Below are 13,265 nucleotides of genomic sequence, written 5' to 3' on the forward strand. Positions count from 1 at the left end.
CGTAGAGGGCTAGGCCAGGCCTTGTTCCTTCAGGCGCCGGTACAAGGTCCGGTCGCTGATCCCCAGGTGCTTGGCCAGTTCGCTGCGGGTGCCTTTGAATGTGGCCAGGGCCTGCGCCAGCGTGCTGCCGTCGAACGGCGTCGAAGCCGCAGGCGCAGCCTGAGGTGGCGGCGCCACGGAGGCCTGGGGTAAATGGATGGCGCGGATGACCCCATCGTCAGCAAACAGGCTCGCCCTTTCCAGGACGTTGCGTAACTCACGCACATTGCCTGGCCATGAGTACTGCTGCAGGGCTGCCAGGGCTTCGGCATCGATGGTCAGTCGACGTTTGCCGGCACCACGCCGTTGCAGGAATGAATTCACCAGCAAGGCGATGTCTTCTACCCGGTTGCGCAAGGGCGGCAAATGAATGGGGAAGGCGCTGATGCGGTAGTACAGGTCCTGCCTGAACTCGCCTTTTTCCATCATTTTTTCCAGCGGCTTGTGGGTGGCGGCAATCAACCTGAAATTGGCGTGGAAAGTCTCGACACTGCCGACCCGGCGATAGGTGCCCGATTCGATCAGGCGCAACAGTTTGACCTGCATGGCCAACGGCACATCGCCAATCTCATCCAGGAACAATGTGCCGCCCTGGGCGGTTTCGACCAAGCCGGGCTTGCGGGTGATGGCGCCGGTGAAGGCGCCTTTTTCATGGCCGAACAGCTCGCTCTCAAAGAGTGTTTCGGTCAAGCCCGAGCAATCCACCACGACAAACGGCCCGCTGGCCCGTTCGCTGGTTTCATGGACGGCGCGCGCGAACAGCTCCTTGCCGGTACCCGACTCGCCCAGGAGCAGCACCGGCAGCATGGACGGCGCCACCCGCTGCAGTTCCGACAGGGCAAGGTTGAAGGCCGGTGAACAACCGACCAGCCCTTCGTTGCTCGGCCGCGCCGAGGCGCTGCGCACCAGCGTCAGGCGCTCAACATAAGCGGTGATCACCCCATGTTCGTCGAGGATCGGCCGTAATTCGACGTCGACATGCTCAGGCCCCCGAGGCGTGTGGTGGATGTGCAAGACACGATCCGGCCCGCGCTTTTCCTGGGCCTTCTTCATCGGGCAATTCTCACCCGCCTGGTCACAAGGGACGTCGTAATGGTGTGAGATCTGATAACACTTATGGCCGATAAAGGGTTTGTCAGCGCTGCCGAACTGGCGCTGATAGGCCGTGTTGGCTGCCAGGATGTTGTAGTCCGGATCGAGCACGATCATCGGATTGGGTTCGTGTTCCAGAAACGAAACAAGCGACTGCACTTGATCCGGGTGTGGGACGGCGTTGGCTGGGGTAGGCAGAAAAGTCTTCATCATGGCTCCTGGAATCCATTTTTCCATCCTGTTGTGGCACTGCCACCTCTGTCAAGGCACTGCCAATGGCAGAAGAATCCCCCAGATACAGGCCTGAATACCCCTATACAGAAACACAAAGCCCAATAAAATCAATTGGATATTAGGCTATTTCGGCAAAACCATGGCCTGGCAAACTTATTGCTATGTCAGTCCTTAGTCTAAGCGGCTCGAAAAAAAAGCCCCCCCTAAGGAGACAGTTCATGCGCGTCAAACTTCACGTCGAAGGCTTCTTCGACTCTGCCACCAACACCGTCAGCTATCTGGTACTGGACGAGACCACCCTCCACTGCGCGATCATCGACAGCGTATTGGATTACGACCCTAAATCCGGCCACACCGCCACCACGTCCGCCGACCGCCTGATCGCGCGGGTGAGCGAGCTGAATGCGCAGGTCGAGTGGATTCTCGAGACCCACGTCCACGCCGACCACCTGACCGCCGCGCCCTACCTGAAAGAAAAGCTCGGCGGGAAGATCGGCATCGGCAGTCAGATTTCGACGGTACAAAAGGTCTTCGGCACGCTGTTCAATGCCGGTAGCGATATGCCCCGCGATGGCAGTCAGTTCGATCACCTGTTCGTCAACGACGAGTCGTTCAGCATTGGCACGCTGCACTGCACCGCACTGCATACACCCGGCCATACGCCGGCCTGCATGACTTATGTCGTCAGCGATGGCAGCGAAACGGCAGCCTTCGTCGGCGACACGCTGTTCATGCCCGACTACGGCACCGCCCGCTGTGACTTCCCCGGCGGCAATGCGCGCACGCTGTTCCAGTCAATCAACAAAGTGTTGAGCCTGCCGGCGGATACATTGCTGTATATGTGCCACGACTACCAGCCGGGCGGCCGCGAGGTGCAATTCGTCAGCACCGTTGCCGAACAGCGCGAGCAGAACGTGCATGTGCGTAATGGCATCAGTGAGGAGGAGTTCGTGGCGATGCGTACCAAGCGGGATGCCTCGATGGACATGCCGACCCTGATCCTGCCCTCGGTCCAGGTCAACATGCGAGCCGGGCATTTGCCCGAGCCTGAATCGAACGGGATTCGCTACCTGAAAATCCCACTCAACGTCGCCTGACATTCCCCCCACCCTAAAAAAAATCATAAGAAAAATACCCATAACGGAGACACTTATGGATATCCGCCGCCTTGCGCCTGCTTTATCAGTATCAGAACAGATTTTCCCCAGCCAATTGGCCGAACTGAAAGCCGCCGGCTTTCGCGCCATCATCTGCAACCGCCCCGATGGCGAAGGCAGTGACCAACCGTTGTTTGCCGAAATCAAACGCGCCGCCGACACCGTCGGCATCGAAGCGCACTACCTTCCCGCCGAGTCGGGCAAAGTCACCGACGAGCAGGGAATTGCCTTCGGCGAGTTGCTGGAAACGCTGCCCAAACCGGTGTTGGCTTATTGCCGGTCCGGGATGCGCTCGACAACGATGTGGGCGCTGTCGCAAGCAGGTCAGCACGACCTGCCGCACATCGTCGAAAGCGCCAAAAAAGCCGGCTTCGATATGAAAGGCGTGATCCGGCGGATCGCGAACCAGGGCCGCACGCCGGTCGAAGTGGCCGAAGCACAACATACCGTGGTCATCATCGGTGCTGGCGCGGCGGGTATCGCCACCGCCTCCAGCCTGCTGGCCCGCGCGCCGGGGCTCGACATTGCGATCGTCGACCCGGCCGATGTGCATTACTACCAACCCGGCTGGACGCTGGTCGGCGGTGGTGTGTTCGATGCGCGCCAAACGGCGCACACCATGGGCACCACCCTGCCCCGCGGCGTGCATTGGATCAAGGCGGCGGTGGCGGCTTTCGAACCCGAGCGAAATGCGGTGATTCTGGATGGCTGCCGGGTCGTCAAATACGAGCAACTGATTGTGTGCCCCGGCCTGAAGCTCGATTGGCATGCCATCGAGGGGTTGTCGGAGACCCTCGGCCGCAACGGCGTGACCTCCAATTACCTGTATCACCTGGCACCTTATACCTGGGAAAAGGTCCAGCAACTGCGGGGTGGCCGGGCGATTTTCACGCAGCCGCCGATGCCGATCAAATGTGCCGGGGCGCCGCAAAAAGCCATGTACTTATCGGCCGACCACTGGAAACGCAGCGGTGTGCTGGATGCCGTCGAGATTGAGTTCTACAGCGCCGGCGCGGTGCTGTTCGGGGTTCCCGACTATGTGCCCGCGCTGATGGAATACGTCACCGCTTACGGCATCGACCTGAATTTCGGCAACACCCTCACCCGCGTCGATGGCCCGGCGCGGACGGCCACGTTCAGCGGCGTGAACCCGGATGGCAGCCCCCGTGTGCTGACCCGTGAGTTTGATTTGCTGCACGTGGTGCCACCGCAGGTCGCGCCGGACTTCATTCGGGTCAGCCCGCTGGCTGACGCGGCCGGCTGGATCGATGTCGACCCCGCCACGCTGCGCCACAAAACCTTTGCCAATATCCATGCGCTGGGCGACGCGGCCAACACGAGCAACGCCAAGACCGCGGCCGCTGCGCGCAAGCAGGCGCCGGTGGTGGCGCATAACGTGCTGGCGGCCATGGGCAAGGCCAACGGTTGCGCGCAGTACGACGGTTACGGCTCCTGCCCGCTGACGGTGGAGCGCGGCAAGATCGTCCTGGCGGAGTTCACCTATGGCGGCAAGGTCGCCCCCAGCTTCCCGTCATGGCTGATCGACGGCACCCGCCCTTCCCGGCTGGCGTGGCTGCTCAAAGAGCGGATTCTTCCGCCGCTGTATTGGAAGGGTATGCTCAAGGGCCGCGAATGGCTGGCGAAACCCGAGTTGACCGACCAATGAAATCAGCGCTGAACGCAAGGAGACTGAGATGATCATCGTCTTACTGCTCGGGCTGACAGTCGGCGTGATTCTGGCCCTGACCGGCGCCGGCGGCGGCATACTCGCGGTGCCGTTGCTGGTGTTTGGGGCGGGCTTGAGCATGGCCGAGGCCGGGCCCATCGGGTTGTTGGCGGTGGGCCTGGCCGCGACGCTGGGCGCGGTGATGGGCCTGAAAAACGGCACCGTCCGCTACAAGGCGGCGCTGTTGATCGCCACCGCCGGGATCATCTGCTCGCCGCTGGGCCTGTGGTTGGCGCAGCGCACGCCGAATCGTCCGTTGACGATCCTGTTTGCCTGCGTGCTGATGTACGTGGCGTTCCGGGTATTCAAACGGTCGTTGCCGCCGTCCCCGGCGTCGAAGGCCGCCGTCGCGACCAAACCGCCGCCCTGCGTATTGGACGCCCAACGCGGCAAGCTGAACTGGACGGCGCCGTGCGCCTGGGCGCTCACGGTGTCGGGCGTGATCGCGGGCGGGCTTTCGGGCTTGCTCGGCGTGGGTGGCGGCTTTGTGATGGTGCCGGCGCTGCAGCGCTACACCAATTTGACCGCGCAGTCGGTGCTGGCGACGTCGCTGGCGGTGATTGCGCTGGTGTCGATGGCCGGCGTGGCCGCCAGCTCGGCGGCCGGGCATTTGCAGTGGGCCGTGGCCCTGCCGTTCTCCGTGGGCGCCTTGTTTGGAATGGCCGGCGGGCGCCTGATCGCGGCGCGGCTGGCAGGCCCGCACTTGCAACGCGGATTTGCCGCCGTGTCGATGCTGGTGGCGGTGGCCCTGCTGGTCAAAGCGCTTGGATCATGAGCGCGGATTCCCGACTTTCCAGGCGTGCGTGAAACACGCCTGTCAGGGTTCAACGTCACGCTTCGGTCGTGCCTGGCAGGCGTGGGCATTGGCGCGCCATCGTGGCAGCCGTTGATCACCCGGGCCGCCAAGATACAAGTACCCGCGCGATACGTTATTAGATAAAGGCTAAATAAATATCCAACTTATCGGCTGAATCGAATCACTGGCTTAATCCGAGAAAATACTATAAGTGCGCGCGCAACATTATAAATCGCATGAATATGCGCCCCAAAGGAATTGAACTTTACCGCCTCACCCCGTTAGCCATTAGTCGAATACTGCCTTTCGCGGACAGCGTTTTATAGTGTGTAATAGAAAAATCACCCACTATTAAAATCGACTCCCGGTACTTTGAATGTCGCCCATCCCCTCTTCAGCGAATACCCTTCCGATAAATTAGGAACTGTTGCAATTACTCCAAGCGACGGCTAACGCCCAAACCGCCTGGATGACAACCGTCAATCATTTGGAAGCGGCCTGTGATGAGGTATGGCTGGCTCGCATGTGGGAAGTGGAACACCTTGAAAATCAATACAGGGCCTGCCAGGACCAGCTGTTTTCCTATCTGAAAAAAGCGATCAAGATCTAGACTTATCAGTACGGCCCTGCACTCTTTTCGGTCGTTCGCGCGCTGAAAACAGGCCCGCCAGAACTCGGACCGGCTGAATATTCGACTAAAGTACAAAGCCGCACTACGCGTGTCGAAAAAGCCACCTTAGTTGAATAACCGACAACTCCGCCAACGCCCGACAGACGTGGAGCTGTATCCTTTCAGTCGCACCGCCAATCAATCTCCCTCGCATCCTGATATTTTTCATACATGGCCCGATTTGCCATCTGGATCAGCCTGACCGTCACACTAGTGCTAAAGCATTGAGAGGGATGGTCGACATTCAGGTGATAAAGGATCAATCAACCTGAGTTACTCACTGGAGTCCATATGTTCGGCTGGATCAGCAATATCCGAGTCAGTGCTAAATTAAGTTGGGGATTCGGCCTGGTACTGGGGCTTGCGTTGTTGCTGGCCGCGACCGGCTGGTACGCCGTGGTGGCATTGACCGACCGCGGGCTCAAGGTTGAGGAAATTGCGCAGGTCAGCGATTACACCAAAGACTTGCGGATCATTCGCTTGCGCATCGGTACGAACACCCAACCGGATGCCTATCAACCGCTGCAGCAAACCCTGGATCGCCTCGCAACCCACTTGGACAGCATCAGGGAAAAATTCATCGACCCGCAGGATCAAGACCTGATTCAACAGCAGGAAAATGCAGTCAAAGGGTACGGGCAACTGCTGCATGACCTGGCCACGCCCAATATTGACCAGGCGGCCTTGTTTAAACGGATGGGTCAGTTGGGCGACGTGTTGCTCGACACCACGCAAAAGCTGATTGAGTCGCAAAACACCAAACGCGATTCGGATGCCGCGTCCGCCAAGGCCTCGCTGGGCCTCGTTGCGGCCCTGGCGCTGCTGCTGGGCGCGCTCGCCGCATGGGTGATCACACGGCAAATCGTCAATCCACTGCAGCACACGCTCCAGGCGGTGAACCGCATTGCCCGGGGTGATTTGACCGAGCATGTGGCGGTGACCCGGCGCGATGAGCTGGGCCAACTGCAGTCGGGCCTTCAGCAGATGATGCTCAACCTTCATGAGCTGATCGATGGCATTCGATCCGGCGTTATTCAGGTTGCCAGCGCGGCCGAACAACTGTCGGCGGTGACCGAGCAAACGAATTCGGGGATCAGCACCCAGAAAGCCGAAACAGATCATGTCGCCACCGCAATGAACGAGATGACCGCCACCGTCCACAACGTCGCACGCAACGCCGAGGAAGCTTCCGTCGCTGCGTCGGCCGCCGATCAGCAAGCCAGCGAGGGCGAGCAGATCGTGGGTGAAGCCATCGAGCAGATCCAGCGCCTGGCGACAGAACTCAACCAGTCGGCAGACGCTGTGCGCCACCTCCAGGAACAGAGCGATAAAATCGGCGGTGTCCTGGACGTGATCAAAGCCGTCGCCCAGCAAACCAACCTGCTGGCGCTGAACGCCGCGATTGAAGCCGCCCGCGCCGGAGAGGCCGGCCGTGGTTTTGCGGTGGTGGCCGACGAAGTGCGCAACCTCGCCCTGCGCACCCAGCGCTCCACCGAAGAAATCGAGAGCCTGGTCGCCGGTGTGCAAAGCGGCACCCAAGCCGTGGCCTCGGGCATGGAAAGCAGCCTGCTGCTGAGCGAAAGCAGCGTGGAATGCACCCACCGTGCCGTCAGCGCGCTGGAGAACATCACCAGCAAGGTCTCGATCATTCAGGCCATGAATCAGCAGATTGCAACGGCGGCGGAACAGCAAAGCGCCGTCACCGAGGAGATCAATCGCAGCGTGATCAACGTTCGCGACATCTCCGACCAGACGGCCAACACCTGCGAGGAAACCGCCGCGTCGAGTAACGAACTGGCGCGGCTGGGACATGAGCTGGAACGGCTGGTGGAGCGTTTCAAGGTCTAGGTGCGGCGGATCGCCAATATCGGTGCTTACAGATTCGTCCGGCGCGGTGGCACAGACACCACCGGTCGATCGGTAAACACCCTGTTGGCGCTGCGGCCCAGCCCATAAATCGCCAGGGCCGCCAGACCGGAAGGTACCACAAGCGCGGCAAACACTTGCGCGAAGGTCCAGCCCCAACTCAGCATCTGCGCGCCGGCAAAGGCGCTGAGGATCGCGCCAACACGACCGATACCGCTCATCCAGCTGGCGCCGGTTGCTCGCGCCTGCGTGGGGTAGAACGTGGCGGCCAGCGCATTCATGCCGACGCTCGCGCCATTGAGGCAAAACCCCACCATCCAGGCAATCGAGCACAGCAGCACAAAGTGCCCCGTGGCCTGGCCGATCGCATAGATCACCGCACCGCTCAACATGAACACCGCCATCAGCACCCGGTATTTGTTCCAGCGATCCATTACCCAACCGACGCACAGCGCGCCTGCGGGTCCGCCGATCTGGAACATCGCGGTCACGATGGCCGCGTCCGCGACGCTATAACCGCCGCCTTCTTTCACCAGGGTCGGTAACCAGCCGCTGAACAGGTAGACCAGAAACAACGCAAGGACATAACCGCTCCACAACATCAACGTGCCGAAGCGATAGGACGGGGACAATACGATCTGCATCGCCGAAGCGCGCATCAGCGGATGAGCCGGCAGGCAGAAGGTCGATTTCGCGTCGCTGACGCCCGGCGCGAGTTTTTCCACAATGGCGCGGATAGACGCGTTCGGCGCCTGCCTGGCGACCAGGAAGGCCACCGATTCAGGCAGTTTGAAATACAGTAGCGGCGCCACCAGCAGGGGCAAGACACCGCCCAGGATCAGCATGCTTTTCCAGCCGAAGGCCGGAATCATCCAGGCTGACAGAAAGCCGCCTGCCGCGGCGCCCAAGGAAAACCCGCAAAACGCCACCGTGATCAGGAACGAACGACTGCGCTGCGGCGCGTACTCCGACACCAGGGTGCTGGCATTCGGCATGGCCGCGCCGAGCCCCAAGCCCGTCATGAAGCGCAGTACGACCATGGTATTGATGTCCGGGGAAAACGCCGTCGCCAGCGTCCACAGACCAAACATGAACACACTGCTCACCAGCACGATCTTGCGTCCGTAACGGTCGGCCAGCGGCCCCGCGACCAGCGCACCGACAGCCAGGCCAATCAGCGCCGCACTCAACACCGGGCCCAACTGCTGGTGGCTCAAGCCCCAGTCCATTTTCAATTGCGGTGCGATAAAGCCCATGATTGCCACATCGAAGCCATCCAGGCCGATGATCAGGAAACCGAGAAATACGACCCACTTCTGAAAGCCGCCAATGGCGCGACTGTTGATCAGCGCCTGGATGTCGATGGGTTGAGTTGTCAGCATGAAAGTCACCTCTGTGTTGTGGGGGCGCCCAACCACTGCGCCCGCTTTTTTATTGGGGTGAAACGAGGATCGCGACCGGCGGCTCAAGCGCTGCCGAGACTGTTGAACCGCACCGGACGGATAATCCGGGTTTCCTGAGCCAGGATCAGATGCGCCGATGCTTGCAGGTAGGCCGGGAAGCGGGGGTCGCCATCCCGCGCCTGGCTGCGGCGCTCGAAGTCATCGAGACTGTCGTAGCCCCAGAGGTGAACGACTTGGTTCAATGGGCCGATGCTGCTGGAATAAAAACCCAGCGGCGCGCCCAGATGCTCCAGCAAAATCGGCATTGCCAGACGATCGAATACCTCGATGAACTCGCTCATGCCGCGTGGACGGATGGTGTAGATGCGGTGATCGATGACCGGTTTGTGAATCATCAGGCCACCTCCTGCTGGGGGGTGCCCGAAGCTTTTTCTGCAGCCACGCGAGCCAGGTGCAGGCCGGTGAGATAAGCGAAGGTCATGATCGGCCCGAGCGTGATCCCGGCAGCGGGATAGTTGCCGCCCATGATGCTCGCCCGGTCGTTGCCCACCGCGTAAAGCCCATCGATCGCCTGGCCTTGTTGGTTGAGCACTTCGCCGCGCACGCTGGTGTTGATGCCATCGAAGGTGCCGAGGTCGCCCATGATCACTTTGAGGGCGTAGTAAGGGCCTTCGCCAATCGGCGCCACGCACGGATTCGGCAGGTTCTGCGGGTCGGCGAGGTAGCGGTTGAAGGTGGTGCTGCCACGGCCGAACTGCTGATCCACGCCCTGCCCCGCCGTGCGATTGTAGTCACGCACGGTCTGTTCCAAGCCGGCCGCGTCGAGCCCGGCGTTGCGCGCCAATTCAGCCAGGGTGCTGCCGCTGTGCAAGTAACCGTTGCGCAGCAATGGCGCGAGGGGCATCGGTGCCGGCTTGGCATAACCCAGCCCGTACTTGGCCATGGTCCGGCGGTCGCAGATCAACCACATGGCGGTTTCAGCCTGGTGGGCGCAGGCGTCAATCATTGCCGCGCCCACGTCGTGATACGAGTTGGACTCGTTGGTGAACCGTTGGCCATTGCGGGTCACGCCGATCACTCCGGGCTTGTAGCGATCGAGCAGATGCGGGAAGGCGGTGAACCTGCCGTTACCCATCGGCACTTTCGAGACGGGCATCCAGGCAGCAGGCGCCTTGAGCCGTATATCGACGGTGCCACCCAAGGCCTCGGCCATGCGTGCGCCATCTCCGGTGTTGGTCTGCGGCACCGGGGAGAAATGCTCGCCACCGCGGCGCACATGGGGATAGGCCTGCTTCAACCGTTGCAGATCATGGGAAAACCCACCGCTGGCCAGCACCACACCGTAGCGGGCTTCAAACCGCACTTCACCGCCCGCGGTCTGAGCGACCACGCCATTGACCCGGTCTGCGCTTTTCAACAATTGCTGCGCGCTGGTTTGCGTCAGAATCGGAATCCCCAGGTCCAGTGCCGATTTCGCCAGCCGCGCGGCCAAGGCATTGCCGCTGGTCACCTGAATGCCGCGCCGGTAAAGCAGCAACTCCTTGGCATGCGTCATCAAGCGCTTTGCGACATAGAGGAATGAGGTCAGGGATTTGGTGGCATTGAAGAAATGCTTGAGGTCGGCATTCGACGAATTGAACATCATCCCAATGAACGTGATGGTTTTGAGCGGCGGCCGCAGGCGTGCCATGTCGGCCCCAAGCTTGCGGATGTCGAAAGGCGCGGCGAGGATCGAACGGCCAATATCGACGCCACCGGCCACGTCCGGGTGATAGTCCGGATAGAGGGTGGGGACGAACTGGACCTCGGTCTCTCGCTGGAAAAAGTCGATCATCCGCGGCGCGTTATCGAGAAATGCATCGACGGCCTCGGCATCGTAGAAATCGCCCGTTTCGTGCTTCATATAGGTCAGCGCGGCCTCGCGGCTGTCCGGGATGCCGTTGGCCTGGGACAAGGCATTGCCGGGAATCCACAGCACCCCACCCGAGAAGGCGGTGGTGCCGCCGAAGAACGCATCCTTTTCAATCACAATGACTTCCAGCCCCTGCTTGCGCGCCGTAATGGCGGTCGCCAGGCCACCGGCACCGGCGCCGATCACCAGTACGTCGAACCGGCGGATCGCCGCGGTTGTTGTCGTCGTCATAGTCAGTCTCACTCGGTAAAAGCCAGCCGAACGGCAGCCGTCGTCGCCATCGACAGCACGACAGGCGAGGGTTCGCTGGGGGATTCGGAGTCGACCGTCATCGGCCGAACGGAGGTCAGGCCTGGCGGCTGATCGTGGGTGATTCGTAGCCGGGGCGAGGGATCAACGCCATCAACATACTTTCCAGGCCTCCATCGACGGTCAACTCGGCAGCGTTGACATAACCTGCCCGCGGGCTCGCAAGGAACAGGACGGCATCGGCTATGTCCTGCGGCTCGCCGATCCGCTGGTTGGCGGTCATCGCCTTGCGCTCTTGCTCGACCTTGGGATCGGCGTAGAACGCTGCCGACAGCGGCGTGCGGATCAGGCCCGGGCAGATGGCATTGCTGCGGATGCCCCGCGGCCCCCACTCCGCCGCTATCTGCCGAGAAAGCATGGCGACCCCGGCCTTGGCTGTACTGTAGGCACCGCTGAAGGTTTGCGGGTAATGCGCGGCGATTGACGCGATATGCACGATGCTGCCGCTTTGTCGGGCCAGCATCAGGCGCCCGAACGCCTGGGCACACAGCAGATAGCCCGTCAGGTTGACCGACAGCACCTGGTTCCATTCGTCCAGGGTCAGCGTTTCAAGGGCCCCGGCCTGCAGCACGCTGGCGTTGTTGATCAGCACATCGCAACGCCCATGGAGCGCCTGCACTTGCTCCGCGGCCTGTTGCACGCTAAAGGGATCGGCAATATCGCAGTGCAACACCGAGACATCCGCTTCACTGTTTTTCGCCAGCTCGACGGCCAGTTCACGGCATTTCCGTTCGTCGCGATCGAGCAGCACCACATGGGCATTCTGGCTAACCAGCGCGGCGGCGATCGCAGCGCCGATACCGCCAGCCGCGCCAGTGAGGACACAGACTTTGGCCTCGAGGTTCAGCCAGTTTTTCGGCAGGTCGTTATTATTCATTGTTATCTCCAACACGCATTTCAAGACAGTTCGCCCACTGCATGGCAAGCAGCAGGCGAGGCTCAGCATAGAAGCGTGGGACGACTCACAAGAATGGACAAAACCTTCAACCGTAGAGACTTTTACGACAAATCAGCGGCAAATTGCCCTACGCGCGGATTCTTCGCTAAGGTAGAAAACACGTGCCTGTAGACCATAAGAATAATGAACAAGATTCCCAGCTATGCCCTGTACGGCGAGGCGGCGGCGCCGATATGGCACGACTCCCTGCATGTCGAGTCAATCTCCCTGCGCTCCGGCGCCTATAACTGGGAGATCGCCGCTCATCGCCACGATGGGTTGTTGCAGATGCTGTACCTGCAAAGCGGCGAAGGCGAGGTGCTGCTGGACAACCAGCGGGTCGAGGTCAAGGCCCCGTGCCTGCTGTTCATCCCTGAGCAGATCGTGCATGGCTTCGCCTGGCACGGCCGGGTCGAAGGGCATGTGATCACCGCCGTCCAACACCCGCTGGAAAGCATCGTCCAAGTGCTCTCCCCTGGCCTGTTACCGCAGATCCAGAAACCCTGCGTAGTCGCCCTGCCGCACTGGGCGCCGGCCGATGATCCGCTGGAGCCGCTGTATCGGGCGTTGTACGGCGAATACCACGGACGCGGTCGGGAACACATCGCGTGCAGCATGTCGTTATTGTTGGCGCTGGTGATCCAGATGCTGCGCCTGAGCGAGTACAGCCACGACCTGCATGCACACCGTCATGATCGACGCAGCCAGCAGGTCATTGCCTTTCGCGAGCTGGTGAACAGGCACTTTCGCGAGCATCTTTCGCTGCATGACTATGCCGGTTTCCTGGGGGTCACCGTCGTCACATTGGGCCGGCTGTGCCACGAACAACTCGGCATGACCCCCATGACCCTGATCAACGCCCGGCTGATCCTCGAAGCCAAACGCGAGCTGGCCCATTCGGCCCAAAGCGTGAAGCAGATTGCCCATGGCATGGGCTTTTCCGATGTCGGTTACTTCAGCCGCTTTTTCCGCAAGCACGCCCAGTGCAGCCCGAGTGAATTCCGCCTTCAAACCCAAGCCACACGTCACGCAACGTGACGCTCTCAGTCAACTCTGACCGTTGTGTTCAAGCAACCCGAAAGCTCGAGAATTAAAGTTGAAGCGCCAGGGGAAGCTACCCCAGC

General features: G+C 60.9%; 11 protein-coding genes. 6 read left to right on the plus strand and 5 right to left on the minus strand.

What is annotated here, in order from left to right; translation table 11 throughout:
- Positions 1-9 precede the first annotated feature (9 nt).
- Positions 10-1,341, minus strand: a complete 1,332-nt coding sequence (locus tag LQ249_RS20835) for a sigma-54 interaction domain-containing protein (RefSeq protein WP_057005704.1) — start codon at positions 1,339-1,341, stop codon at positions 10-12.
- A 242-nt stretch (positions 1,342-1,583) separates the two neighbouring features.
- Between LQ249_RS20835 and LQ249_RS20840 the strand changes: the two genes are divergently transcribed.
- The 5 genes from LQ249_RS20840 (at position 1,584) to LQ249_RS20860 (ending at position 7,562) form a co-directional block, all read left to right on the plus strand.
- Positions 1,584-2,462, plus strand: coding sequence for an MBL fold metallo-hydrolase (locus LQ249_RS20840; protein ID WP_017847580.1), 879 nt, complete (start codon positions 1,584-1,586; stop codon positions 2,460-2,462).
- A gap of 55 nt (positions 2,463-2,517) precedes the next feature.
- A complete protein-coding gene (locus tag LQ249_RS20845) occupies positions 2,518-4,188 on the plus strand; it encodes a bifunctional protein tyrosine phosphatase family protein/NAD(P)/FAD-dependent oxidoreductase (protein WP_232565873.1) in 1,671 nt (556 codons plus the stop codon).
- 28 nt (positions 4,189-4,216) lie between these two features.
- Positions 4,217-5,023: a sulfite exporter TauE/SafE family protein gene (locus LQ249_RS20850; protein ID WP_017847582.1), complete on the plus strand. Its 807-nt coding sequence runs from the start codon at positions 4,217-4,219 to the stop codon at positions 5,021-5,023.
- A 448-nt stretch (positions 5,024-5,471) separates the two neighbouring features.
- Positions 5,472-5,654: a hypothetical protein gene (locus LQ249_RS20855; protein WP_017847583.1), complete on the plus strand. Its 183-nt coding sequence runs from the start codon at positions 5,472-5,474 to the stop codon at positions 5,652-5,654.
- Between the two features lie 351 nt (positions 5,655-6,005).
- Positions 6,006-7,562 (plus strand): methyl-accepting chemotaxis protein, encoded by a 1,557-nt coding sequence (locus tag LQ249_RS20860; protein ID WP_057005708.1) that lies wholly within the window; start codon positions 6,006-6,008, stop codon positions 7,560-7,562.
- A 26-nt stretch (positions 7,563-7,588) separates the two neighbouring features.
- On the opposite strand, the gene LQ249_RS20865 is transcribed toward LQ249_RS20860, so the two are convergent.
- The 4 genes from LQ249_RS20865 to LQ249_RS20880 form a co-directional block, all read right to left on the minus strand.
- Entirely contained in the window at positions 7,589-8,962 is a 1,374-nt protein-coding gene (locus LQ249_RS20865) for an MFS transporter (RefSeq protein WP_079444309.1), read from the minus strand.
- Positions 8,963-9,045: 83 nt separating this feature from the next.
- A complete protein-coding gene (locus tag LQ249_RS20870; RefSeq protein WP_126588891.1) occupies positions 9,046-9,378 on the minus strand; it encodes an NIPSNAP family protein in 333 nt (110 codons plus the stop codon).
- A complete protein-coding gene (locus tag LQ249_RS20875; protein ID WP_232565874.1) occupies positions 9,378-11,126 on the minus strand; it encodes an FAD-dependent oxidoreductase in 1,749 nt (582 codons plus the stop codon). The genes LQ249_RS20870 and LQ249_RS20875 overlap by 1 nt, the downstream gene beginning before the upstream one ends.
- A 115-nt stretch (positions 11,127-11,241) precedes the next feature.
- Positions 11,242-12,081 carry an SDR family NAD(P)-dependent oxidoreductase gene (locus tag LQ249_RS20880; RefSeq protein ID WP_169864956.1) on the minus strand — a complete coding sequence of 280 codons (840 nt, stop codon included), beginning with the start codon at positions 12,079-12,081 and terminating at the stop codon, positions 11,242-11,244.
- A 204-nt stretch (positions 12,082-12,285) separates the two neighbouring features.
- Here LQ249_RS20880 and LQ249_RS20885 point away from each other — a divergent pair, with 204 nt between their 5' ends.
- A complete protein-coding gene (locus LQ249_RS20885; RefSeq protein ID WP_057005712.1) occupies positions 12,286-13,179 on the plus strand; it encodes a helix-turn-helix domain-containing protein in 894 nt (297 codons plus the stop codon).
- The last annotated feature ends 86 nt before the right edge of the window (positions 13,180-13,265 follow it).

Origin of the sequence: Pseudomonas sp. 7-41, assembly GCF_021233075.1 — a bacterium.
Lineage (GTDB): Bacteria > Pseudomonadota > Gammaproteobacteria > Pseudomonadales > Pseudomonadaceae > Aquipseudomonas > Aquipseudomonas veronii.

What these genes read in the sequence shown, in the direction of transcription:
- LQ249_RS20835 (WP_057005704.1), bottom strand. Translation starts at nt 1,341, where the DNA reads ATGAAGACTTTTCTGCCTACCCCAGCCAACGCCGTCCCACACCCGGAT.
- LQ249_RS20840 (WP_017847580.1), top strand. Translation starts at nt 1,584, where the DNA reads ATGCGCGTCAAACTTCACGTCGAAGGCTTCTTCGACTCTGCCACCAAC.
- LQ249_RS20845 (WP_232565873.1), top strand. Translation starts at nt 2,518, where the DNA reads ATGGATATCCGCCGCCTTGCGCCTGCTTTATCAGTATCAGAACAGATT.
- LQ249_RS20850 (WP_017847582.1), top strand. Translation starts at nt 4,217, where the DNA reads ATGATCATCGTCTTACTGCTCGGGCTGACAGTCGGCGTGATTCTGGCC.
- LQ249_RS20860 (WP_057005708.1), top strand. Translation starts at nt 6,006, where the DNA reads ATGTTCGGCTGGATCAGCAATATCCGAGTCAGTGCTAAATTAAGTTGG.
- LQ249_RS20865 (WP_079444309.1), bottom strand. Translation starts at nt 8,962, where the DNA reads ATGCTGACAACTCAACCCATCGACATCCAGGCGCTGATCAACAGTCGC.
- LQ249_RS20870 (WP_126588891.1), bottom strand. Translation starts at nt 9,378, where the DNA reads ATGATTCACAAACCGGTCATCGATCACCGCATCTACACCATCCGTCCA.
- LQ249_RS20875 (WP_232565874.1), bottom strand. Translation starts at nt 11,126, where the DNA reads ATGACGACGACAACAACCGCGGCGATCCGCCGGTTCGACGTACTGGTG.
- LQ249_RS20880 (WP_169864956.1), bottom strand. Translation starts at nt 12,081, where the DNA reads ATGAATAATAACGACCTGCCGAAAAACTGGCTGAACCTCGAGGCCAAA.
- LQ249_RS20885 (WP_057005712.1), top strand. Translation starts at nt 12,286, where the DNA reads ATGAACAAGATTCCCAGCTATGCCCTGTACGGCGAGGCGGCGGCGCCG.